Below are 22,186 nucleotides of genomic sequence, written 5' to 3'. Positions count from 1 at the left end.
GCCAAGCGACTGGGTAATCCTTTACTCGGCGGCTAGGCTCTGGCCAGCGGAGGGAGAAGCCATGGCCACGATCAGCGACGTCGCCGCACTCGCGGGCGTCTCGACGGCGACCGTGTCACGGGCCCTGAACGGCAAGGCAACGGTCGATCCGGACCTCGTCGCGCGGGTGCGCACGGCCGCGGACGAGCTCGGCTACCAGCCCAACGGACCGGCGCGAAACCTGCGCCGGCAGGAGGCCGCGGTGGTCGCGCTGATCATCTCCGACGTGGAGAACCCGTTCTTCACCGCGATCGCCCGCGGGGTCGAGGACGTCGCGCACGAGGTCGGCTACTCCGTTGTCCTGTGCAACTCCGACGAGAGCGCGAGCAAGGAGAGCCGCTACATCGACATCGCGATCCAGGAAAGGGTTGCCGGTGTCATCTTGTCGCCAACCGGGACGACGTCGTCGGTGGACAAGCTCGCGGCCCGCGGGACGGCGTTCGTCGCGGTCGACCGGCCGTTGCCGCAGCAGGACAGCGACGTCGTACTGGTCGACACGCGTTTGGCCGCGCGGCAGGCGACCGAGCACTTGATAGCCCAAGGCTATCAACGCATCGGCTGCATCACCGGCCCGTCAGGAGTCCGTACGGCGGACGACCGCCTCGCGGGCTACCGCGACGCGCTCAAGGCCGCCAAGCGCCGCAGCTCCACGAAGCTCGTACGGCGGACCGAGTACAAGGCCGCCGGTGCGCACAAGGCGGCCCAGGACGTGCTCAGCCAGGAGGACCCGCCGGACGCGTTGCTGGTGGCGAACTCGGCGATGGCCGTCGGCGTACTCCAGGCCCTGCAAGAAAAAGGCATTCGGCCCGGACGCGACGTCGGGATGGTTGCCTTCGACGACGCGCCGTGGGCCGCGCTCGTCGATCCCCCGCTCTCGGTGGTCGCGCAGCCGGCGTACGAGATCGGCACCGTCGCCGCCCGGTTGCTGCTGGCAAGGATCACCGACGGCACCCGCCCGCCGACCACGACCACGCTCGGCGCCCGCCTGATCGAACGCGGCAGCTCCCACCGCGGGTGAAGCAGCCGCGATGGGAGCGAGAAGCAATCAGCCGTTCGGGTTCTCCGCAGCGTAGATCTGCGCCGCGTTGGCCTTGTCGATCAGCCGCGTCGGCAGCACCTGGGACTTCTCGACCGTTCCGCAGTCCACCAGGATCTTCTTCGCCGCGGCGATCGCTTCCTTGCCGTTGGTCGGGTAGGTGAAGGTCGCGGTCAGCCGGCCCTGCTCGACGGCCTTGATGCCACCGGACGGGATCGGCAGCGCGTCGATGCCGATGAACTTCATCTCCTTCTCCCGCCCGACCGCCTTCGCGGCCAGGTACGCGCCCTCGGCCATCGGGTCGTTGTGGGCGTAGACCACGTCGATCTTCGGGTTCGCCTTCAGCAGCGCGTCCATCTGCGCCTGGCCCTTCTCCCGCAGCCAGTCGCCGCTCGCGGTGGCGATGATCTTGATCTTCGGGTTCGCCTTGATCCCGTCGGCGAAGCCCTGGTTGCGCTCGGCCTGCGGCGTCGCGCCGGCCAGGCCCTTGAGCTCGACCACCGACCCGCCGTTCGGCAGCACCTTCTCGGCGACGTACTTGCCGGCCTCGGTGCCGATCTGCACGTTGTCGCCGCCGATGAAGCCGGTGTAGGCGTCGCCCTCGACCTTGCGGTCGAGCACGAGCACCGGGATGCCCTTGTCGAAGGCCTTCTTCACCACCGCGGTCAGCGGCTTGGCCTCGTTCGGGCTGATGATCAGCAGGTCGATCTGCTGGGTGATGTAGTTGTCGACGTCGGCGACCTGCTTGGCGTTGTCCTGCGCCGCGTCGGCGAACTTCACCTCGAACTGCGGCACCTCGGCAGCAGCCGCTTTGATGTCGTCGTCCATCCGCTGCCGGTACGGCTCGGCCACGTTGGCCTGGCTCATCCCGATCACGTACTTGCCGTCGGCCCCCTTGCACTCCTTGGAGCTCTGCGCCTGCGGTTCGTCGGAGGTCCGATCGCTGGTGGTACCGCACCCGGCCAGGACCAGGGCGGTGACGGCCGCGACGGCCAGGGACAACTTGTGGATCTTCATCAGGGGTGGACCTTCCTCACGAGGCGGGCCGGAGCCGTTGCAGCGCGGCCGCCGCAACGATCACCAGGCCCTTGATCAGCAGCTGGATGTTGGAGTCGATGTTGTTCAGGGCAAGGATGTTGTTCAGTACGCCGAGCAGCAGCGCCCCCGCGACCGTCCCGGCGACCGAGCCGCGCCCGCCGGCCAGGCTGGTGCCGCCGATCACCACCGCGGCGATCGCGTCGAGCTCATAGCCGATGCCGTCGTTCGGGCTGCCCTGGTTGAGCTGGACCGCGTGCACGATCCCGGCCAGCGAGGCGAGCAGTCCGCAGATCGCGAAGACCGCGATCTTGACCCGGATCACCGGTACGCCGGACAGCCGCGCGGCCTTCTCGTTGCCGCCGACGGCGTACAGGTGCCGGGAGAACGCGCTGATCCGCAGGAACACCACGGCCGCGATCGCGACCACGGCGAAGATCAGCACCGGGATCGGCACCAGCCCGCCGAAGGTGCGTTCACCCAAGATGGCGAACGACGATGGCGCCTCGTTCGGCCCGTCGCCGTATGCGATCGCGACGCCCTGCCCGTCGGACCAGATCCGCGCCAGACCGCGCGCTATCTGCAGCCCGGCCAAGGTCACGATGAACGACTGGATCCCGATCATCGCGGTCGCCATCCCCTGCAGCGCGCCGAAGACCAGGCCGATCGCGAGCACCACCACGATCGACGGCAGGAACCCCCAGTCGCTCTCGACCATCAGCACCGCCGAACCGACCGCTGCCAGCCCGAGCACCGCGCCGACGGACAGGTCGATGCCGCCGATCAGGATCACGAACGTCATGCCGACCGCGATGATGCCGATCTCGGAGACCGCGCGGACCACGTTGGCGAGGTTGTCCGCGCTGAGGAACAGGATCGCGCCGTCGCGCCGGGGCGAGAAGATGATCGCGGCAACAAAAACCGCGAGCAGGCCGAACACGCTCTGGAACCGGAACAGCGTCGCGGCCACGCCCCCGGACGCCTTCTCCACCGGCATCGTGGGCTTGTCCTGAACGGCGGTCACCGGAGTCCTCCTTCGAACACAGCGCTCTCTCCCATCGCGGCGGCGAGCAGGTCGCTCTCGCCGGAGTCAGATGTCTTGAACGACGCGACGTCGCGTCCGTCCCTCAGTACGACGACGCGGTCGCAGACGCCGATCAGCTCGGGCAGCTCCGATGACGCCAGCAGCACCCCGAGGCCCTGCCCGGCCAGTTCGCCCAGCAGGCGGTAGATCTCGGCCTTCGCCCCGATGTCGACGCCGCGCGTCGGCTCGTCGAGCAGCAGCAGCTTGGGCTCGGTCAGCAGCATCTTGCCGAAGACGACCTTCTGCTGGTTGCCGCCGGACAGCGTCCCGACGTCGTCCTGCAGCCGGCCGAACTTCAGCCGCAGCCGGTCGGCCATCTTCACCGACGCGGCGCGTTCCATCCGGCGCGCGATCACACCGAGTCGCCCGTACGCCGGAAGGCTCGACACGACCGTGTTCGCCAGGATCGAGTGGAACAGCACGAGCCCGGACGCACGCCGGTCCTCGGGGACCAACCCGATGCCGTGCGCCAGTGCGTGTCGTGGGTTGCGGGGACGGATCTCCTTGCCCTGCAGGAGGATCCGGCCGGTCCGCGTGCCGCCCGGCGCCACGCCGTACAGGGTCTCGAGCAGTTCGGTCCGGCCGGCGCCGAGCAGGCCGCACAGGCCGACGATCTCGCCGGAGCGGACGGTCAGCGAGATGCCCTCGGGATCACGCCGGCCGGGACGCGGACGTCGGGGTTTCAGGACCAGGTCCTCGACGCGCAGCAGCTCGTCGCCGGTCGAGACGTCCGGCGTGCTGAACATGGTCTGGACCGGACGTCCGACCATCGCCTCGACCACCTCGGCGGTGCTGAGCTTGCGCGGGTCGAAGCTGGTGACGATCTGCCCGTTGCGCAGCACGGTCGCGCGGTCGGCGACCTGCGCGATCTCCTCCATCCGGTGGCTGATGTAGACGATCCCGACGCCGGACCGGCGCAGCTCGCGGATCACCGCGAACAGCCGCTCGACCTCGGACGTCGTCAGCGCCGACGTCGGCTCGTCCATGATCAGCACCCGGGCGTCGAGCGAGATCGCCTTCGCGATCGTGACGAGCTGCTGCTCGCCGACCCGCAGCTCGCCGACCGGGCGGCGCGGGTCGAGGTTCACCCCGCTGCGCTCCAGCAGGGCGCGGGCCTCGCGGTCCATCCGGCGGCGGTCGACAGTCCGGTACGGCGTGCGCAGCTCACGGCCGAGGAAGATGTTGTCGGCGACCGAGAGCGCGGGCACCAGGTCGAGCTCCTGGTGGATCATCGCGATCCCGGCGGCCTGGGCGTCGGTCGGTCCGCTGAAGTTCACGGTCTGGCCGGCGATCTCGATCTGCCCGTCGTAATCGGTGACGTCACCGGACAGGATCTTCATCAGCGTGGACTTGCCGGCGCCGTTCTCGCCGAGCAACGCGTGCACCTCGCCGGAGCCCAGGCTGAACTCGACCTCGTGGCACGCCTGCACCCCGCCGTACCGCTTGCCGATCCCCGACATCCGGACCAGGGCGGACTCGGCCATGACACCTCCGCGATCGGGTGAGTAATCGATTTCCCGGACGCTATGCCTGTGCTCGCCAAGCCGTCAACCCCTGGCCCACTCCGGGACCGGAATCGATACCCGAACACCGTAGGAGCGCACCGCCGTGGGCAAAACCTGTTCGATCCGGCTGGAAAGGTCGCCGTACGATCGGGCGCGTGAGTGTGGACCTGAACGTCGGGCCGCTGACCGGGTACGACGACGAGCCGGACAGCCTGTTCCACGAGTTCCTCGTCGCGGCGCTGGAGGCCGCGAACGAGCACCTCGCCACGCTCGGGTTACCGCCGCACGACGAGCCGCGTGGGCCGGACAACGACCTGTTCACGGGTTTCAAGGCCGGGCTCAACGACGTCCTGGCGCTGGACAACCAGTTGCCCGAGGAGGTCGACGTCCACTTCGCGCACCTGTTCCAGGCCGGGCCGGTCGCGCTGTTCGTGCCGGTGGACTTCGCCGAGGTCGTGCATCTGCGGGTCGACGGCGACCATCTGGCGCTCGGCTCGGCGCCGAGGCTGCTGTTCGAGAGCGCCCGTGCACTCACGCTGCTCGGCGCGGCCGACGACTGGGACCTGAGTGCCGCCGTCGAGCGCTTCGGAGCCGACGCGTTGAGCGAACCGCTGCCGGGCTTCCCTGAGGACCTACCGCTGTCGGACTACGGCGACCGCGTCGGCGTGCTCGGCTGCGGGCAGCTGGTGTGGGCTGCCAGCAACGCGATCCAGTTGAACGCGTCGGTCTACCTGCACTGACCTCAGTCCTCGTCCAGCCAAGCCCGTACGGCGTCGTTGTGCTCCCCCAGCCGCGGCGGCGGCAGGTTGCTCTCCCGCGCACCGGCGTACGGGTTGTCGTCGAACCGCAGCGGCGGTCCGGGCAGTTGGATCGTCCCGAGCTCCGGGTGCTCGACATCGATCAGCAGCCCCTGCGACCGCGTCTGCTCCCACTCGTAGACCTGCTGGAAGTCGCGGACCTTGCCGGCCGGGATCCCCGCGTCGGCGAGCCGCTGCAGCCACACGTCGGCGGACTCAACCCCGAAAGCCTTCTCGATCGCCGCCGTCAGCACGTCGCGATGCGCGACCCGGTCCGGGTTCGCCGCGAAGCGCGCGTCGTCCGGGTCGAGCCCGACGATCGGCGCGAACGTGCGCCACTGTCCCTCGCTGCCGACCGCGACCTGGATGCTGTCGTCCCGCGTCTTGTACATCCCGTACGGCGCGATCTGCGCGTGATGGTTGCCGACCCGCTCAGGCAGTTGCCCCGCGACGGTCCACTTCGTCCCGTGAAACGCGTGCACGCCGACGACCGACGCGAGCAACGACGTCCGGACGACCCGTCCGCGGCCGGTGATCGAGCGTTCGTGCAGCGCCGCGAGAGCGCCGTACGCGCCGTACATGCCGGCCAGCAGGTCCGCGATCGGCATGCCGGTCTTGGTCGGTTCGGTCGCGCCGGTGATGCTCATCAGCCCGCCCTCGCCCTGCGCGATCTGGTCGTAGCCGGCGCGCCCGCCCTCCGGCCCGTCGTGCCCGAAGCCGGTGATCGAGAGGATCACCAGGCCCGGGTTGAGCTCGTGCAGCCGCTCGACCGAGAACCCGAGCCGGTCGAGCACCCCCGGCCGGAAGTTCTCGATCAGCACATCCGCCTTGCCGACCAGGCGAGTCAGGAACTCCTTGCCCTCGGCCGACTTCAGGTCGGCCGTCACGGACTCCTTGTTGCGGTTGGCCGACAGGAAGTACGTCGACTGATCGCCCACGAACGGCGGGCCCCAGCCGCGGCTGTCGTCCCCGCCGGCCGGCGTCTCGACCTTGATCACCCGCGCCCCGAGATCCCCCAGCATCATCGCGGCATGCGGCCCGGCCAGGGCCCGGGTCAGATCCACGACCACGACGTCCGAAAGAAGGTTCTGCACCTGTCCACCCTAGGGGCGTACCGTCAGCCTCAAAGGGGGAACCACCATGGCGAACTTCACAGGCACCGGTACGACGGACGACCCGTGGGTCCTGACCACACCGCCCGGCAAAGGCCAGTTCGAGGTCTACCGCGACGAGACCGCCGACCCTCCGGCGCTCGTCTGCCAGGTCGGTACGACGAAGCTCAGCTACCAGCTGCGCTGCATCGACGACCTGCACTCGATGCTCACCGAGCACGGCGACTGGATGCCGCTGGGCAACGCCGACGAGCAGAAGCCGGCCGCCCCCGGCACCGTCGAGGCCTGGGCCCGCGCCGACGACAACCCGGTTGGCGGCTGGTACGGCCTCCGCAAGGGCTACCGCGGCCGCTTCGGCAACTACGTTCCACCCGTCCTCGAGGCCCTCGGCCTGGCCGAGGTCGAGCACAACCCCCGCAACAACCGCATGCGCGCGCTCTAGCTGACGGCTTTACGCGCCAGCGACGCCAGGCGGTGGGTGACGTCTCGGGGGCGTTCCTGCATGAGCATGTGCCCGGCGCCGGGGTACATCCACAGGCGTGACGACGGGATCAGGTGGGCGATCCGGTTCGCGTGCCGCGGCGGCAGCAGGCGGTCGCGGGTACCGTGCATGACCTCGACGGGGATGTCGTCCAGTACGGCGAGCGCGTGGCCGAGGTCGTGCTGGGTGATCGCCTCGAAGAACCCGCTGAACGACCGGCCCGGCAGGACCTCCAGGTCGGCCATCAGGACGTCGACCTCGGCCGGGTCGACCTTCTTGCCGAAGACGAGCTGCTTCAACGCCGGGCGTCGCAGCCGAGTCGAGGCCAGCGCCCGCCACGCCTTCACCTCTGCCTCAACGGCGGCCCGCCGAGCCTCACGCCGTTCCATTCGCGCGCCGGCCAAGTTCATCGCCCGCGGCGCCACCACCGCTGCAGCACCGTCGAGCCGCGCCGGCAACCCGAAGGCCCGCGACGTCATCTGCCCGGACGACGTACTCACCAACGCCGCCCCGACGATCCGCGACCCGAACAGCTCCGGCCGCCGATCCGCGAGCGCCATCAACGTCATCCCGCCCATCGAGTGCCCGGCGTACACCACCGGCCCCAACGGCGCGACCTCGTCGAGCACCGTCACCAGGTCGTCCGCAAGCTGCTCGATCCGCGTCGTACCGGCCGGTGCCGCATCCGACCGCCCGTGCCCGCGGTGGTCGTAGGCAACGACCCGAACCCCATCAGCTCCCAGTACGCCGGGCAACCCGGCGAACTGGTGATGCCAGCTCCGCGTCGAACACGTCCACCCGTGCGCGAGCACGACCGTCACCGGCGCATCAGCCGATCCCGCCGTCTCCACGTGCAGCCGCACGCCGTCCGCCGTGGTCACCCCAGCCCGCTCTGCCTGCATGGTCATATCTTCCCCAGTCGATCCGTCAGCTCACCCAGACCACGCCGCCGTTGGTTGGTCCGCAATCGCACGATCCGGTCCGCCACCGACGGCAGGTGCCGCGCCACCGCGACGCCGATCCCGGTCGTCCGCGTCGACGCCCGGTTCCGCGGCGGCCTGCGCGCGGCGGCGACCTCGACGATCGTCCCGACCACGTCCGCGACCGTCTCGGCCGGCAGGAACATCCCGAGATCCACCCCGCGCGCCAGCGACGCGTCGTGGATCGGCGTCGGCACGTACCCCGGGTAGATCACGCTCACGTCCAGGTGCCGCCCGTTCTCGATCCGCAGCGCGTCGGCGTACGTGTCGATCGCGCGCTTCGAGACCAGGTACGACGCTGCCAGCGGCAGCGTCACGTACGCGAGCCCCGACGACACGAAGATCACCCGTCCCTTCGCCTCGCGCAACGCCGGCAGCGCGGCGGCGGTCATGCCCCACCCGGCGAAGAGGTTCACCTCGATCACCTTGCGTGCGGTCGCATCCGGCGCGTCGCCGGCCAGCGCCGGTACGCCGATGCCCGCGTTGTTGATCAGCAGGTCGAGCCCGCCGAGCCGACCGATCGCTTCTTCGACGGCCCCCGGGATCTGCTCCGGCTGCGTGAGGTCGCACTCGATCACGTCGTCGCTCTTCTGCAGGTCGATCCCGACCACCGTCGCGCCGCGCTCCCGCAGCCGCTCGACTGTCGCCGTACCGAAGGCGCCAGCGGCACCGGTGACCAACGCCCGCTTCCCGGCCAAGTCCCAGGAAGGTCGCCTGACGAACCCACCGCGGCCGCTCATGCGGTCTCCTTCTCCCGATCGTCAGAGCTCAAGTACGCCGAACGCATCCGTCCACCCCGAGCACCCCGCCCGACCAACCAAGCGATGCCCAGAATCTCCAGCACCCCAACCACCGCCAGCAATCCGTACCCGCCGTTCCACATCCACTGCGGTACGTCGGTCCGCTCCTCCCGGCGCAGCACCTCCTGCTCGCCGATGAACTGCACGGTCTGCCCGTCCGACACCTGGATCGCCGGCTTCTGGATCGCCGCGTCCTCCGGCGCGTAGATCCACGCCGCGACCATGTCCCGCGAGCCTTGGTGCAGCCTGACCATCGACTTCCACTTGCCGTACATCGGCAACGGTTCCTGCGAGCGATAGACGCCGTCGGCAACCTTCTCCAACGAGTGCAGCTCCAGCCCGCCGCCCTGCCAGGCCATCGCCTCGAACCAGCGCGCGCCCTCGGCCGCGTCGACCGGATTCACCTTCACCGTCACGTACGCCGTCGGCTCGGCACCGGTGGCGACCCGCTCCAGCGAGATCGTTGCCGACACCCCCGGATCGGCCGATCGCGGCACGCAGAAGAACACGACGCCGACGACCGCGATCAGCCCGACCGCGCCGAGTTGATGCGTACGGCGTACGGACGGCTCGGCACGGACCTCGCCCGCGACCTCGGCGTACCGGGTCGCGAGCCACGCTCCGACCAGCCCGGCACCGATCCCCGCGACCAGCCCGAAACCGAGCGCCGAAGGCAGCAGCGACGAAGGCCAGCGAATCGGCATCCAGGCCTGGCTCCAGCCGTACTCGGCCAGCACCCCGACCGTGCCGATCAACGCACCGGCGACCGCACCCAGCCGGAAGCGGTTCTTGTTGCCCAGCGCAAACGCGGTCAGCTCCACCAGCACCGCTTCGACCACCAGCAACGGGAAGTGCCCGAGGATCTCCCCCAGCGGCTGATCGACCGCCCACGCGATCCCGCCGCGAATGATCAAGTACGTCGCCAGCGCGCCGAAGGTGCTGAACCGCCCGCGCCGCGCCCGCAGCACCGTGAACGCGAGCGCCGCCCCGAACACGATCAGGATCGGCTGCAGCACCAGCGGGAACTGCGGTACGCCGTAGTTGAACTCGGTGCTGAACAGGTCCCACGCGATCAGCAAGGCGCCGACGGCAACGACTTCCTGGAACCGGCGACGAAGGTTGCTGCCGACAAGTTGTTCCACCTCGGCCGAGGCCAGCAGCCGCGCGAAGATCGACAGCACGACCCCGCCGATCATCAGCAGGTGCGTCGGCCCCCAGAGCGTGACGTCCTCACCGAACAGCCGGTGCCAGACGTCGTCGAGCGGGAAGCCGACCAGCGCGAAGGTGCCGCACACGGTGACCAGCGCCGCGCTGCACGGGATCCGCCAGCCCGCGGTCAGCTTGATCGTCCGCGCCGGCAACGGCTTGCGGGCGAGCGCGATCGGCAGCACGCCGGACACGATCACGCCGAGGATGCCGAAGAAGATCGGGTAGTGCGCCGGCGTACCGAACGGGCCGGTGTCCCGGCCCTTGTCGATGTGCACCGCGATGTCCCACCAGACACCGAAGGCGCAGGACAGCAGCGAGACGGCGTGCAGGTACGGCGTGAGCGCGGCCCATCGGGGGACTCCGTCCAGTCTCCCGATGGTGTCCGCGAGGCGCCCTACCAGCGTGGCGTGCCCGGTCCGTTCCCGCCACAGCAGCACGGCGAGTGCGACGTACATCAGACCGACCAGGCCGGTGACGATCGCGATCTGGTCGAAACTGGCGGTTCCGGTGGTGGCGGCCAGTGGGACGGTCATCTCGCGCTCCTGGTCTGCGGGGGCGACAGCGGGCATGCGCCATGGAGGATGTTACATAAGATATGTAACGTCGAGTCTGGAAGACTGTCAAGGGTGGAGGGACAGCAGGCCGCAGCGGCCACCGAGGAGTACACGGTCGACCAGCTCGCCGCGAAGGTGGGCATGACCGTCCGGAACGTGCGCGCGTACGCCGGACGCGGGCTGATCCCACCGCCCCGGCTGGTCGGCCGGACCGGGTACTACGACGCCGACCACGTGGCGCGGCTCACGCTGGTCCGGGAGCTGCTCGACAAGGGCTACACGCTGGCCGCCGTCGAGCGGATGATGAGCGAGCTGCCCGACGGCGCGCTCGCGCTCGGCGTCTTCGAGACCCTGGTCAGCCCGTGGACCCCGGCCGAGCCCGAGGTGATCACCGAGCACCAGCTGGCCGAGCGGGCCGGCATCCCGCACAACGCCGCCACGATCGACAAGCTGATCGAGCTGGGCATCGCCGAGCGCGTCGAGGACGACCGCCTCCGCATCCCGAACCCGGACCTGCTGCGGACCGGCCTGGAGGTGATCAAGCTCGGCGTACCGCTGGACGCGATCTTCGTCATGCTGCCCAAACTCTTCGAGCAGGCCGACCAGGTCGCCAAGATCTACGTCGAGCTGTTCCGCGGCACGGTCTGGCGCCAGTTCGCCGACGCGGGCCTGCCGGCCGACGGCTGGCCCGAGATCCAGCGCACGCTGGAGAACATCATCCCGCTGGCCGGCCAGGCTCTGGTCGCCGCCTTCCGCGAGTCGATGGGCCGCGAGATCGAGATCGCGGCGTACGAGGAACTCGGTCTCCCGCCCAACGACCTGCCGTCCACCGGCTAGCCCCGGCGTACGAACTGCGGCAGCCGCAGGATGTTGTGCGGGTACGGCAGCGGCTTCTCCCCCGCCTCGGTCAGCCGCCGCATCTGCTCGTCGTCGAGCGCCCACCCGGTCGCCCCGAGGTTGTCGGCCAGCTGCTCCGGCGTCCGGGCGCCAATGATCGGCGCCGTCAGCCCCGGCCGCTGCATCACCCAGCGCAGCGCGACCTGCGCCGGCGTCTTGCCGGTCTCCTCCGCGACCGCGAGCAGCGTGTCGATCACCCGCCAGGTCCGGTCGTTGTCGTGCGCGGCCCAGTCCTCGTCGTTCGAGCGCGATCCGGCCGGCGGGCCACCGGCCGTCTTCGTGTACTTCCCCGACAGCCAGCCACCCGACAGCGGACTCCACGCGATCACCCCGGCGCCCTCGTTCAGGGCGACCGGGATCAGGTCCAGCTCGGCGTCGCGGTCGAGCAGGTTGTACAGCGGCTGCAGGCTCACGTACGGCTCGAGCCCGCGATGCCTCGACAGGTCGATCGCCTTCTGGAACTGCCAGCCGGTCAGGTTGCTCGCGCCGATGAACCGGACCTTCCCGCTGCTGACCAGCGCGTCGAGCGTGGTCAGCGTCTCCTCCAGCGGCGTCGCGTCGTCCCACACGTGGATCTGGTAGAGGTCGATGAAGTCCGTACCCAACCGCCGCAGACTCGCCTCGACGCCGGCCATCACGTGCTTGCGCCCAGCCCCGCGCACGGGCAGCCCCGGCCCCGCTTCGCCGTACACCTTGGTCGCGATCACCAGCTCGTCGCGGTCCTTGGTCTTCAGCCAGCTCCCGATGATCTCCTCGGAGCGCCCGCCGGAGTAGGTGTCCGCGGTGTCGACGAACGTGCCGCCCGCGTCGACGAACGAGTCCAGCATCCGGTGCGCGGTCGGTTCGTCGGTCCCGGGGCCGAACGTCATGGTGCCGAGGGCGAGCTCGCTGACCTGCAGGCCGGCCCGGCCGAGAAAGTTCTTGTCCATCCGTCCACCCAACAACCTGGAGCGCGCTCCAGGTCAAGGCCCCAGTTCACCGGAAGCCTGAACGCACAGTTAGCGTAGGGTCGCACACTGTGAATCCGGGGCTCAGAGGACGGTCATGAAGAAGCTTGTTCTGGTCATCGTGACCGTCGGCGCCGTCATCGCGGCTGCGCTGATCCCGTCCGGCCCGCCGGTCGAGGCCGCGTCACCGGGCTTCGGGTCGGCGATCTCGTCCGTCGAGCGGCCGACCTGGCAGACCGACGACAGCGTCAACGCGCTCGCGAGCGCGGGCAACGTCGTGTACGCCGGGGGCCTGTTCACCCGGATCCGGCCGAGCGGCAAGGCTGTGGGCCAGGGTGAGGCGGTCCGTCCGTACGTCGCATCGTTCAACCGGACGACCGGTGCACCGAGCGGCTGGGCGCCGCGGCTGAACGGCGCGGTCTGGGCGATCGCGACCAGTGCCGACGGCAAGTGGGTCGTGATCGGCGGCGACTTCACCAGCGTCAACGGCGTACCGCGCAACCGCGCCGCGATGTTCAACGCGACCAACGGCCAGCTCACCAGCTGGAACCCCTCGGTCAGCTACCGGGTCTCGGCCCTCGCGATCTCCGGCAACACCGTGTACCTGGGCGGCTCCTTCGGCCGCATCGCCGGTACGACGCGCGGCCGGCTCGCCGCGGTCTCCCTGAACGGCGCCCTGCTGCCGTGGAACCCGAACGCCGACGACGACGTGCACGCGATCGACCTGACCGACGACGGCCAGCGGATCTTCGTCGGCGGCGGCTTCAAGAAGGTCGGCGGCGGCGACCACTACGCGCTGGCGATGCTGAACCTCACCAACGGCAAGGCGTACGCGCTGCCGGCCGCCGCGGCGATCCCGCCGCCGACCGACGAATGCGTCAGCCGCGTCAAGGACATCGACACCCTCGGCAACCGGGTGTACGTCGCGAACGCCGGTAGCGGCCTCGGCTGCTACGACGGCGTACTGGCCGCCGACGCGACGAGCGGCAAGCTGGTCTGGCAGAGCAAGTGCCTGGGCGCGACCGAGGCGATCAAGGCGATGGGCGGCTGGCTCTACAAGGGCTCGCACGCGCACGACTGCAGCAAGGACGGCAGCTTCGGCGACGGCGCCGGCATCCGCCACCTGCTGGTCGAGAGCACGACCAGCGGCAAGTTCGGCCCCTGGTTCCCGAACACCGACGTCGGCGGTACGACGGAGGTCGGCCCGCTCGCGTTCACCTCCGGCGGCAACGACCTCTGGGTCGGCGGCGACTTCACCAAGGTGAACGGCAAGCCCCAGCAGGGCCTGACCCGCTTCACCAACGCCGGCGGCGGCGCCCAGCCGGCCCGCCCGGCCGCCCCGAAGGTCACCAGCCCGGCCCGCGCCCGGACCACCGTCACCTTCCCCGCCGTCGTCGACACCGACAACATCACGCTGACCTACACCCTGTACCGCGGCAGCACGAAGCTCGGCACCTGGACCCGCAACTCGTACCCGTGGACCCGACCGACCGTCGCCACCTTCACCGACACCGGCGTCAAGAGCGGCCAGAACCCGTCGTACCACGTAGAGGTCACCGACGGCCGCAGCCGCACGAAGAGCGCGTCCGCGGCCGTCAGGGTCCGTTGACTCAGAAGTCCCGGTTGCTCATCGCGACACCTCCCCTCGTCGCGATGCAGTCTCACCAGCTCCCCCCGAGCGCGGCAAGCTATTCACCTCTGGGTCAACTGTTGCGCTGTCTCTCGAAGTCGCCGAGGTCGGCGTCCCAGTCGTCGTCCTCGACCTCGGCCTCCTTGCGGCGGGCGATGCGGATGAACGCGGCGATCAGCAGGATCGGTCCGAGGAACATCGCCAGCTCGGGGATCCCACCCATGTGCAGCGCGATCATGAGGCCGTCACCAGCGCGATCCCGCCGGCGGTGAAGGCGACCATCGCCGCCAGCATCGGGTACTGCGCCCGCCGCATCTGGCGGCGCCGGAACAGCCCGGCCGCACGATCGTGCGCGGACACGACCCCGAGTACGTGTCCGAGCACGATCGCGCCGATCTGGACCCCGGCGATCACCCCGGTCCCCAGCAGGCCGTAGTCGATCCCGGTCTGCCCGGTCCCGAGCAGGTCCCAGCCGCGACCGAACGGATCGGTCGCGAGCAGGACACCATCCTGCCCCTGGAACACCGCGAACGAGAAGTAGTGCGCCACGGCGTACCCGATCGCGATCGGCACCAGCGAGTGCACGAACGCGCCCGGCAGGCCGGCGTTGCCCAGAGCACCAGGTCGTACCCGCGCGGACCCGGTCGCCCGCGCCGCGCCGACGAACAACGCCGTCACGATCGCCACGGCCACCAGCAATCCGAGCGTGTAAACGGCAACGTGCTGGGCGAACCCGAGCTGCCCGGTCGCCGAAGTCCACACCGACCACCGCGAGATGCCGTCGAAAGCCGTTGACCCGAGCAACAGACACAGCAACCCGACCAGCCCGCGCTCCTGCGGCATCGTCGCCAGCCCGGCCAGCGGGTTGCGCAGCACCAACTGCCCGCCGTCCCCACGACCAAGCGGGCTCAACCGCGACAGTACTTCGGCGTACACCTCGAAGCTGTCCCCGACCGCGAACCAGCGCGGCCCATAAACGATGCCTGCGGCAACATTCATCACCGAGTACGCCGTGACGAACACGGCGACCACCAGTGGATCGGAACCCTCCGGATAAGCCAGCTCCAGCCAGAGGAACCCGAACAGCCCGGCAACCGCCGGCCAGTACGCGATCCCGTCGGGCAACCTGCGTCGTTCAGCGCGGGGAAACAGCGCCGCGAGGGTGCGCAGCGGATTGACCAACCGCCAGACCGGCCCGAACAGCAGCGACACCGGGATGATCCCGACCCAGATCCACACGTACAGCCAGGTCGGCGCCGGGTTGAGCGCAGGCGACGTACTGCCGAACCACGCAGCCCCGAGCAGCAGCCCGAGCGCGAGCACGCCCAAGACCTTCAGGACCCACCGGAAAACCCGGGCGTCGACCAACCGCGTGAGGACCACCAGCGGCGTACCGGAAGTCACTTCGAAGCGCGGCTTCGACCAGAACGCCGCCAGCGCGAAGAACGACACGGCAACAGCAGCGGCCGCGGAGTAGATCGCCAGCCAGAGCGGCACCGGCAAGTCCCCACGCCCGCCGATACCGTGCAAGGGGATCATGGATCCGAATGTAACACGCGCTATGTCACATAGCTACTGTCCGATACTGCGACCGATCGAACCGCCGGGTCAGCTGCCGGAACCGGAAGGTGAACGACGGCCACAGCGTCGTGTTCCGTCCCTGCGCGTCCAGGTACCAACTCGTGCACCCACCGCGCGTCCACACCGTGTTCCGCATCGACGACCGCACACCGTCGACGAACGCCCGCTGCACCTCCGGTAGCACCTCGACCTGCCGCAGCCCCTCGGCGTCCATCGTCTTCAGCGCGTCCAGGATGTACGCGATCTGCGACTCGATCATGAACACCATCGAGCTGTGCCCGAGCCCCGTGTTCGGCCCGATCAGCAGGAAGAAGTTCGGGAAGCCGGCCACCGCCGTCCCGAGATGCGCCTCCATTCCGTCGGCCCAGGCCTCGCGCAACGACAGCCCGTCGCGGCCGTACAGCATGTCCATCACCGGCAGATCGGTCACTCGGAAACCAGTGCCGTAAATGATCGTGTCGACCTCGTGCTTCACACCGTCGTCGGTGACGATCCCGGTCGGCGTCACCTCGGTGATGCCGTCGGTGACCACCTCGACGTTCGGCCGCGCGACCGCCGGGTAGTAGTCGTCGGAGATCAGCACGCGCTTGCAGCCGAGCGTGAAGTCGGGCGTCAGCTTGGCTCGCAGCTCGGGATCGCGGACCTGCTTCTCGAGGTGCTTCTCGGCCACCTTCTGCGCCTGCTTCATGATCCCCGGCAGCTTGGCGAAACCGAGCACCATCGACTCGCGCCCCCAGTAGATCCCGGTCCGAACGGCCTTCTGCACCAGGGGAAAAGCGCGAAAGAGCGCCTTCTCGAAACGACTGATCTTCCGGTCCGGCCGCGGCATCACCCACGGCGGCGTGCGCTGGAACAGGTGCAGCTCCTCGACCTCCGGCTGGATCGCCGGCACGAACTGGATCGCCGACGCGCCCGTCCCGATCACCGCGACCTTCCGGCCACTGAGGTCGAGGTCGTGGTTCCACTGCGCCGAGTGGAAGACCTCGCCCTCGAACGAGTCGATCCCGTTCAGCTTCGGGTACGACGGCTCGGCCAGCGGGCCCATGCCGGACAGCAGGATCTCGGCCGTGAAGTCGCCCTGGTCGGTGTGGATCAGCCAGTGGTCGTCGACCCAGTGCGCGGCCTGTACGCCGTGGCCGAAGCGGATATGCGGACGAACGCGGAAGCCGTCGGTGACCTGCCGCAGGTACGCCTCGATCTCCGGCTGCGGCGAGAACGTGCTCGACCAGTCCGGGTTCGGCGCGAACGAGAACGAGTACAGGTGCGACGGGACGTCGCAGCGGCAGCCCGGGTAGGTGTTGTCCCGCCAGGTCCCGCCGACGTCCTCCGCCCGCTCGAGCACCACGAAGTCGTCGTACCCGGCCTGCTTGAGCCGGACCGCCATCCCGATGCCCGCGAAGCCGGTGCCGATCACGACGATCCGGTGGTTCTGCTGCATGCTCTCGCCCTTCGTCCGAAGAACTTACTCCCAGTAAGTTACTCCAAGTCAGTTAGACTCGGCAAGGTGACGACCACCACGGACGGCGTACCGGTCAAGCGGAAACGCGACCGCGCCGCACGGGAGCGCGAGATCCTCGACGCCGCCGAGCGGATCTTCGGCGACCGCGGCTACCAGGGCACCTCGATGGACGAGATCGCCGCCGAGGTCGGCGTCTCCAAGCCGCTGATCTACCAGTACTACGGCTCGAAGGACGGCCTGTTCCTCGCCTGCCTGTCCCGCCTGCGCGCCCAGCTGCTCGACGCCGTCTCCGAAGCCGTCCTCGCCGCACCGGATGCCGAGCAGTCCATGTACGCCGGGTTCGTCGCCTGGTTCCAGTTCCTCGACGACCACCCGCGCGCCTGGTCGGTGATCGTCGACGAGGGCATGCTGTCGGCCGGCCCCGCCGCCCAGGCCGCCGACGAGGTCCGCGCCGACTTCGTCGAGCTGATCGCCACGATGGTCCGCCTCAACGCCCCGGCGACCATCGACGAGGAAGAGATCCAGATCGTCGCCCAGACCATCTCCGGCGCCACCGAACGCCTGGCCATCTGGCGCACCCGCACCGACACCCCGCCGTCGGCCGAGAAGACGGCACGAACCCTCCAGGACCTTCTCTGGCAGGGCCTCCACACTCTCCGCGAGGCCTGACCTCAACCAACGAACCACCCGACCGCTGACGGATGTCATGGGCAGCTCGTGACGCCCGATCCAGGGCCGAACGCGCTCCAGGCCGGAGCATTCTGGGTATGACGACAACGACTGCGGTCACCCTCAGCGGAGTGACCAGGAGGTACGGCGAAGTACAGGCCGTGGCCGGGGTGGACCTCACGATCCGGTCGGGCGAAGTCGTGGCACTGCTCGGCCCGAACGGCGCCGGGAAGTCCACCACGCTGGAGATCCTGCTCGGTCTGGTCCGGCCCGACCAGGGCAGCGTCCAGCTCTACGGCCAGTCCCCCGCGGACGCGATCGCGGCCGGCCAGGTCGGCGTGATGCTGCAGAGCGGCGGGATCATCGAGGACGCGAAGGTCGGCGAGCTGCTCGACCTGGTCGCCGGGCTGCACAAGGACCCACTGCCGGTCGCCGACGCGCTCGCGCGAGCCGGCATCGCCGATCTCGCCGGCCGCAAGCTGAAGGCACTGTCCGGCGGGCAGAAGCAGCGGGTCCGGTTCGCGATGGCGATCGTCGCGCAGCCCGACCTGATCGTGCTGGACGAACCGACCACCGGGATGGACGTCGAGTCCCGGCGCGACTTCTGGGCCGCGATGCACGCCGAGACCGCTCGCGGCCGGACGGTGCTGTTCGCAACCCACTACCTGGAGGAGGCCGACGCGTACGCCGACCGCGTGGTGCTGATGCGGGACGGCAAGATCGTTGCCGACGGCACCGCCGCGCAGATCAAGGCGAGCGTCTCCGGCCGGACCATCCGGGCCACCGTGCCCGGTGCCGACCTGGCCACGCTGGCGACGCTGCCCGGCGTACGGAACGTCGAGACGCGCGGCGACGTGGTGCTGCTGCAGTGCGCGGACTCCGACGACACGCTGCGGTACCTGCTGGCGAACACGCCGGCCCACGACATCGAGATCACCTCCGCCGACCTCGAGGACGCGGTCCTCGCCATCGGCGCCCAGCAGGAGAGTGCGGCATGAACCTCGACTACCTGAAGTTCGACATCAAGCGGACCCTGCGCAACCGGCGCGTGCTGATCTTCGCCGTCCTGATGCCGCTGGTGCTGTTCCTGATCTTCGGCGCCACGCTGCACACCAGCGACTCCGAGGGCGGCATCTCCGCGATCGCCTACGTGATGGTCTCGATGGCGATGTTCGGCTCGATGAACGCGGCGATGAGCAGCGGCGGCGTGATCGCGATGGAACGCGACGGCGGCTGGAACCGGACGCTGCGGCTGACCCCGCTCAAGCCCCAGGCGTACGTCGCGTCGAAGGTCATCCTGTCGCTGCTGCTCGCGATCCCGCCGCTGCTGGTGGTCTTCGTGGCCGGGATGATCATCGGACACGTCGACCTGAGTGCCGGCCAGTGGATCACGGTCGGGCTCGTCTCCTGGCTCGGTGCCTTGCCGTTCGCCGGTCTCGGCCTGGTGATCGGGTACGTCGCCAAGCCCGACAGCGTGCAGCCGATCACGGGTCTGACCACGATGCTGATCGCGGCCTTCGGCGGGCTCTGGCTGCCGATCGAGCAGATGCCGCACGTGATGAAGACGATCGCGCAGCTCACCCCGGCGTACTGGACCGGACTCAGCTCGCGCAGCGCGCTGACGGAGAGCGGGCTGGACATGCACGCCGTACTGATCGTGCTGGTGTGGACGGTGGTGCTCGGGGCGATCGGGCTGCGCCGCTTCCGCGCGGACACCGCTCGCGCCTGACCTCGGCGAGTTACCGTGACCACTGTGAGCAGCAAGCAGCCCCCGCCGGATTCGCTGGCCGCCCGCGACCTCACCCAGACGGGACGCAGGTCGTGGCGCTGGCTGGCCGGCGGGGTCTGGCTGTTCTACCTGGGCAGCCCGCTGCAGGAGATCGTCCGGCACAGCGACGGTGTCACCCGGGTGGTCGGGGTGCTCGCGCTGCTGGCCTTCGCCACGGCCTACATGTCCTTCTTCATCTGGATGCGGCAGGTCTCGTGGCGGGAGGGCGGCCTTCCGCTCTGGAAGCGGTACGGCTACCTGGTCGGTCTGCTGGCCCTGGCCGCACTGATGCTGCCGGCCGCCGGGCAGACCGCGCTGACCACGCTGGTCTACGTCACCGCGATCTCGGTGGTGATGCTGGAGCTTCGGCAGGCGGTCGCCGTCACCCTCCTGACGCTGGGCGGGGCGGAACTGTCGATGCGGCTGGTTCCCGGCTGGCACGACGACAGCAGCTACGGGCTGGCGATCTTCCTCGCCGCGTTGGCCGTGTTCGGGATGCGGCGGGCGATCCAGCGCGGGATGGAGCTTTCGGTCGCACGCCAGGACTTCGCCGAGCTGGCCGTCCAGGAGGAACGCAACCGGTTCGCCCGCGACCTGCACGACATCCTCGGCCACTCGCTGACGGTGATCACGGTCAAGGCCGAGCTCGCCGGCCGGCTGATCGAGGCCAACCCGTCGCGAGCGGCGGTCGAGGTGACCGACATCGAGCAGCTCGCCCGGGCGGCGCTGGCCGACGTACGGGCTGCTGTTGCCGGTTACCGTGAGCTGAGCCTGGCGGGTGAGCTGGTCTCCGCCCGAGCCGCGTTGGAGGCGGCCGAGATCCGCGCTGATCTGCCGACGACGGTGGACGATGTGCCCGAGTCCCATCGGGAGCTGTTCGCGTGGGTGGTCCGCGAGGGCGTGACGAACGTCGTACGGCACTCGGGGGCCCGCAAGTGCACTGTTCGGATCAGTGCCGGGCAGATCGAGGTCCTGGACGACGGGCGCGGACCAACTAATTCATCAGGCGGTCATGGGTTGATCGGGCTGCGTGAGCGCGCCGACCAGGTGGGCGCGACTCTCTCCGTCGGCCAGGCGCCGAGTGGTGGGTTCCGGCTGGCTGTCAGAGTGGGCCCGTGAGCATCCGACTGCTGATCGCGGACGACCAGGCACTCGTCCGCGGCGCCCTCGCCGCCCTCCTCGATCTCGAACCCGACCTCGAGGTCGTCGCCGAGGTCGGCCGCGGCGACGAGGTCCTGGAAGCAGCCCGTACGTCGAAGCCCGACGTCGCCCTGCTCGACGTCGAGATGCCCGGCCTCGACGGCATCGAGGCGGCGGCCGCGCTGCGTTCCGCCGTACCGGCTGTGCGCATCCTGATGGTCACCACGTTCGGCCGGCCGGGCTACTTGCGCCGCGCGATGGAGGCCGGCGCTGCGGGGTTCGTCGTGAAGGACACTCCCGCCGCGCAGTTGGCCGACGCCGTACGCCGGGTCCACCAGGGCCTGCGCGTCGTCGACCCTTCGCTCGCCGCCGAAACGTTGGTCGCGGGCACGAGCCCGCTGACCGCTCGCGAGTCAGACGTCCTCCGCGCGGCCCGTACCGGCGGCACGGTCGCCGACATCGCCCGCGAGCTTCACCTCTCCGAGGGCACGGTCCGCAACCACCTGTCGTCCGCGATCGGCAAGACCGGGGCCCGGACTCGCGCCGAAGCCGCGCGGATCGCGGTCGACAACGGCTGGCTCTAACCGACGTACTTCCTGAAGCTCTCCAGGGCCCTCACATCCCAGGGGTGCCCGTCGGTTCCTCTGTCCTCCGGCGCGACTGCCCTCGCACTCCGGTAGCACCTCAGCGCCTGCTCGATCACGGGCTTGTGCTCCTCGGGCAGGTTGGCGAGCCCCCACTCCCCACCTTCGTCCTTGCTCACCACCTGCGGTGACTCCCTGAGCATCAACACCCGGCACGCGTTGAGCACCCCGTAATACGGCTCGGCCACCAGATCCACGTCCTCGAGATCAGCCTCGATCGCCCGCCGGTACTCGTCGTACGGGACCTCCGCGAACACCTCCGCCGCCGGCCGTCCGCTCACCGCCACCCCGCGCCGGCGGACGACACTCACATGCGCCGCGAGATCCGGATCTGTCCCCGGCCCGGCGTACTGCCCGGCGAGGATCTTCTCCGTCCAGTACGCCGAGTAGTGCACCTCGTACTCCCGCGTCCCCTCCGCGGCCTGCCGCTCGGTCAGCACCGACAACTCCAGATCCCCGAGCATCGGCCTCTCGGTCGCCCGCTCGGCCAGCTGACGAGCCGCATACTGCCGCTCTGCGGCCGTCAACGTCCCCGGGACCACGACCAGCAGATCCACATCGCTCTTCGCCCGGTAGAAGCACCCCATCGCGAGCGACCCGTGCACGTAGACCCCCGACAGCTCCAGCCCGGTCGCCGCGAGCGCCTCCTCGACGTACCGCCTGAGGTCGGTGTCGCAGTCGGCCCACGACTGCGCACGGTCACGAGGATGCGGTACGTCGTACGCCATCCACCGACCGTAGCCAGGTTGGCGAGTTCGCGCTCTTGCTTTTCCCACCGCCGCGCGGCATAGGCTGACCCTCAGGGGAAGGGAATCCGCC

The 22,186-nt window shown here is 69.6% G+C and carries 22 protein-coding genes; 10 read left to right on the top strand and 12 right to left on the bottom strand.

All coding sequences use genetic code 11. The features are described 5' to 3' along the window. The first annotated feature begins 61 nt into the window (after window positions 1-61). Window positions 62-1,057, top strand: coding sequence for a LacI family DNA-binding transcriptional regulator (locus tag ACYVIO_RS15925; protein WP_460651533.1), 996 nt, complete (start codon window positions 62-64; stop codon window positions 1,055-1,057). A 27-nt stretch (window positions 1,058-1,084) separates the two neighbouring features. On the opposite strand, the gene ACYVIO_RS15920 is transcribed toward ACYVIO_RS15925, so the two are convergent. From ACYVIO_RS15920 to ACYVIO_RS15910, 3 genes are read right to left on the bottom strand one after another with little or no spacing between them, the layout of a single operon-like run. Beyond that, window positions 1,085-2,092: a substrate-binding domain-containing protein gene (locus tag ACYVIO_RS15920; protein WP_460651532.1), complete on the bottom strand. Its 1,008-nt coding sequence runs from the start codon at window positions 2,090-2,092 to the stop codon at window positions 1,085-1,087. Between the two features lie 16 nt (window positions 2,093-2,108). Next, entirely contained in the window at window positions 2,109-3,134 is a 1,026-nt protein-coding gene (locus tag ACYVIO_RS15915; protein WP_460651531.1) for an ABC transporter permease, read from the bottom strand. Beyond that, complete coding sequence (locus ACYVIO_RS15910; RefSeq protein WP_460651530.1) at window positions 3,131-4,678, bottom strand: sugar ABC transporter ATP-binding protein; 1,548 nt, start codon at window positions 4,676-4,678, stop codon at window positions 3,131-3,133. The genes ACYVIO_RS15915 and ACYVIO_RS15910 overlap by 4 nt, the downstream gene beginning before the upstream one ends. A gap of 176 nt (window positions 4,679-4,854) precedes the next feature. Here ACYVIO_RS15910 and ACYVIO_RS15905 point away from each other — a divergent pair, with 176 nt between their 5' ends. Further along, window positions 4,855-5,439 carry a hypothetical protein gene (locus ACYVIO_RS15905; protein ID WP_460651529.1) on the top strand — a complete coding sequence of 195 codons (585 nt, stop codon included), beginning with the start codon at window positions 4,855-4,857 and terminating at the stop codon, window positions 5,437-5,439. Between the two features lie 2 nt (window positions 5,440-5,441). Here ACYVIO_RS15905 and ACYVIO_RS15900 read toward each other — a convergent pair whose 3' ends face one another. Then, on the bottom strand, window positions 5,442-6,590 hold the full coding sequence (locus tag ACYVIO_RS15900) for a CaiB/BaiF CoA transferase family protein (RefSeq protein ID WP_460651528.1): 1,149 nt from the start codon (window positions 6,588-6,590) through the stop codon (window positions 5,442-5,444). A 46-nt stretch (window positions 6,591-6,636) separates the two neighbouring features. Between ACYVIO_RS15900 and ACYVIO_RS15895 the strand changes: the two genes are divergently transcribed. Further along, window positions 6,637-7,050, top strand: a complete 414-nt coding sequence (locus ACYVIO_RS15895) for a DUF6855 family protein (protein WP_460651527.1) — start codon at window positions 6,637-6,639, stop codon at window positions 7,048-7,050. On the opposite strand, the gene ACYVIO_RS15890 is transcribed toward ACYVIO_RS15895, so the two are convergent. Genes ACYVIO_RS15890 through ACYVIO_RS15880 form a run of 3 tightly spaced genes read right to left on the bottom strand, consistent with a single transcriptional unit; the run spans window position 7,047 to window position 10,611 of the window. Further along, window positions 7,047-7,997 carry an alpha/beta fold hydrolase gene (locus ACYVIO_RS15890; RefSeq protein WP_460651526.1) on the bottom strand — a complete coding sequence of 317 codons (951 nt, stop codon included), beginning with the start codon at window positions 7,995-7,997 and terminating at the stop codon, window positions 7,047-7,049. The genes ACYVIO_RS15895 and ACYVIO_RS15890 overlap by 4 nt on opposite strands. Further along, entirely contained in the window at window positions 7,994-8,809 is an 816-nt protein-coding gene (locus ACYVIO_RS15885) for an SDR family NAD(P)-dependent oxidoreductase (RefSeq protein WP_460651525.1), read from the bottom strand. Before ACYVIO_RS15885 ends, ACYVIO_RS15890 begins: the two co-directional genes overlap by 4 nt. Next, on the bottom strand, window positions 8,806-10,611 hold the full coding sequence (locus ACYVIO_RS15880; RefSeq protein WP_460651524.1) for a hypothetical protein: 1,806 nt from the start codon (window positions 10,609-10,611) through the stop codon (window positions 8,806-8,808). Before ACYVIO_RS15880 ends, ACYVIO_RS15885 begins: the two co-directional genes overlap by 4 nt. A 93-nt stretch (window positions 10,612-10,704) precedes the next feature. Here ACYVIO_RS15880 and ACYVIO_RS15875 point away from each other — a divergent pair, with 93 nt between their 5' ends. Further along, on the top strand, window positions 10,705-11,469 hold the full coding sequence (locus tag ACYVIO_RS15875; RefSeq protein WP_460651523.1) for a MerR family transcriptional regulator: 765 nt from the start codon (window positions 10,705-10,707) through the stop codon (window positions 11,467-11,469). Here the strand turns inward: ACYVIO_RS15875 and ACYVIO_RS15870 are convergent. Next, window positions 11,466-12,458: an aldo/keto reductase gene (locus ACYVIO_RS15870; protein WP_460651522.1), complete on the bottom strand. Its 993-nt coding sequence runs from the start codon at window positions 12,456-12,458 to the stop codon at window positions 11,466-11,468. The genes ACYVIO_RS15875 and ACYVIO_RS15870 overlap by 4 nt on opposite strands. 115 nt (window positions 12,459-12,573) lie before the next feature. Here ACYVIO_RS15870 and ACYVIO_RS15865 point away from each other — a divergent pair, with 115 nt between their 5' ends. Next, a complete protein-coding gene (locus ACYVIO_RS15865) occupies window positions 12,574-14,085 on the top strand; it encodes a fibronectin type III domain-containing protein (RefSeq protein WP_460651521.1) in 1,512 nt (503 codons plus the stop codon). Between the two features lie 94 nt (window positions 14,086-14,179). Here the strand turns inward: ACYVIO_RS15865 and ACYVIO_RS15860 are convergent, their stop codons facing one another. From ACYVIO_RS15860 to ACYVIO_RS15850, 3 genes are read right to left on the bottom strand one after another with little or no spacing between them, the layout of a single operon-like run. Then, window positions 14,180-14,344, bottom strand: coding sequence for a hypothetical protein (locus tag ACYVIO_RS15860; protein WP_460651520.1), 165 nt, complete (start codon window positions 14,342-14,344; stop codon window positions 14,180-14,182). Beyond that, entirely contained in the window at window positions 14,341-15,645 is a 1,305-nt protein-coding gene (locus ACYVIO_RS15855; RefSeq protein ID WP_460651519.1) for a hypothetical protein, read from the bottom strand. Before ACYVIO_RS15855 ends, ACYVIO_RS15860 begins: the two co-directional genes overlap by 4 nt. A 25-nt stretch (window positions 15,646-15,670) precedes the next feature. Then, window positions 15,671-17,125 (bottom strand): flavin-containing monooxygenase, encoded by a 1,455-nt coding sequence (locus tag ACYVIO_RS15850; RefSeq protein WP_460651518.1) that lies wholly within the window; start codon window positions 17,123-17,125, stop codon window positions 15,671-15,673. A 66-nt stretch (window positions 17,126-17,191) separates the two neighbouring features. On the opposite strand from ACYVIO_RS15850, the gene ACYVIO_RS15845 reads away from it, so the two are divergent. The 5 genes from ACYVIO_RS15845 (at window position 17,192) to ACYVIO_RS15825 (ending at window position 21,307) form a co-directional block, all read left to right on the top strand. Continuing rightward, a complete protein-coding gene (locus tag ACYVIO_RS15845; protein ID WP_460651517.1) occupies window positions 17,192-17,815 on the top strand; it encodes a TetR/AcrR family transcriptional regulator in 624 nt (207 codons plus the stop codon). A gap of 98 nt (window positions 17,816-17,913) precedes the next feature. Further along, window positions 17,914-18,813: an ABC transporter ATP-binding protein gene (locus ACYVIO_RS15840; protein WP_460651516.1), complete on the top strand. Its 900-nt coding sequence runs from the start codon at window positions 17,914-17,916 to the stop codon at window positions 18,811-18,813. Beyond that, window positions 18,810-19,544, top strand: a complete 735-nt coding sequence (locus ACYVIO_RS15835) for an ABC transporter permease (RefSeq protein ID WP_460651515.1) — start codon at window positions 18,810-18,812, stop codon at window positions 19,542-19,544. The genes ACYVIO_RS15840 and ACYVIO_RS15835 overlap by 4 nt, the downstream gene beginning before the upstream one ends. Before the next feature lie 24 nt (window positions 19,545-19,568). Continuing rightward, window positions 19,569-20,702, top strand: coding sequence for a sensor histidine kinase (locus ACYVIO_RS15830; RefSeq protein ID WP_460651514.1), 1,134 nt, complete (start codon window positions 19,569-19,571; stop codon window positions 20,700-20,702). Further along, the gene (locus tag ACYVIO_RS15825; RefSeq protein ID WP_184804413.1) at window positions 20,699-21,307 is read left to right on the top strand and encodes a response regulator; all 609 of its coding nucleotides are present in this window, start codon (window positions 20,699-20,701) and stop codon (window positions 21,305-21,307) included. Before ACYVIO_RS15830 ends, ACYVIO_RS15825 begins: the two co-directional genes overlap by 4 nt. Here ACYVIO_RS15825 and ACYVIO_RS15820 read toward each other — a convergent pair. Next, window positions 21,304-22,095, bottom strand: coding sequence for an aminoglycoside adenylyltransferase domain-containing protein (locus tag ACYVIO_RS15820; RefSeq protein ID WP_460651513.1), 792 nt, complete (start codon window positions 22,093-22,095; stop codon window positions 21,304-21,306). The two genes, ACYVIO_RS15825 and ACYVIO_RS15820, sit on opposite strands and share 4 nt — an antisense overlap. Between the last annotated feature and the right edge of the window lie 91 nt (window positions 22,096-22,186).

The sequence above is a fragment of the Kribbella endophytica genome, from assembly GCF_054781295.1.
Note: the sequence above shows the minus strand (reverse complement) of the source record. Positions and strands in the feature narration are given on the sequence as shown.